The sequence below is a fragment of the Nocardia macrotermitis genome (assembly GCF_009604405.1).
In the GTDB taxonomy this organism is placed as follows: Bacteria; Actinomycetota; Actinomycetes; order Mycobacteriales; family Mycobacteriaceae; genus Nocardia; species Nocardia macrotermitis.
In genome coordinates this window covers 1-875 of the sequence record NZ_WEGK01000051.1, presented here as the reverse complement: position 1 = coordinate 875, position 875 = coordinate 1, and the positions used below count along the sequence as shown (strand labels likewise).

Here is an 875-nt window from a genome sequence, read left to right as displayed (position 1 = left end):
GCGATGCCCCCGGATCCCACCGGTCATCGCCCCGGCCACACCCGGCAACAAACCCGCCGGAGTGAACACGAACTCCCCGGTCACCATCGCCCCCGCGACCGACCCACCGATCATGCCCCCCACACCACCGGCCAACCCCTCCACCGCGGTCTGAGCCACCACCGTGCCCCGACCACCCACCCGCCTGCTCACCGCGTCCGCGGCGTACCTGTCGAACGCCTTACCCGCCGCCCGCGCTGCCGCGCCACCCAACGCGCCACCCCCCAAGCCCATCACGACCGACCCGCCCCACTCCTTCCAGTCGAAGCTCTTCTTGTGATGCTGCGCGATCTGGATCAACTGGGTCAGCCCGTTGGTCACCGCCTCCACCGCCGCACCGATCGCGGCGGCATTGATGATCTCCAGGGCGACCCGCCCCGCGATCTCCAGCACCGTCTGGGTGACCGCGATCCCCTCGGCCTCCACCGCGCCCGCGCCCGGACCCGCCATCCACGCGGTCGACAGGTCGTACGCCAACCACGCCAACCCCACGATGATCTGGATCTTCTCCGACTGGATCGCGCACCCGGTCTGATCACACGAATCCGCCACCGCGTCCATCGACTTGGCCACACTCTGCAACGAGGTGCCACCCGAATCGGTCAACGTCGCCAACATCGACATCATCGCGGTCCGCCCCGGACCCGACACATACGCCTTACCGATACCCCCCGCCGCGGCCTCGGTCTCGGGAACCAACGTCCCGGTCGTCTGCTTCGACGCCCCCGACCACGAATCACCCAGAGCGAAGACCTTGTCCTCGTCCCCCTTAGGCCACTCCGCACCCGCCAGATACGACACCCAATTGAGCCCCTCGGGAAATTCGATACTCACCG

General features: G+C 68.2%; 1 protein-coding gene. It reads right to left on the bottom strand.

Annotated features, from left to right (window positions below):
* A partial coding sequence (locus NRB20_RS37810) for a WXG100-like domain-containing protein (RefSeq protein WP_194290154.1) occupies nt 1-875 on the bottom strand: 875 nt, incomplete at both ends.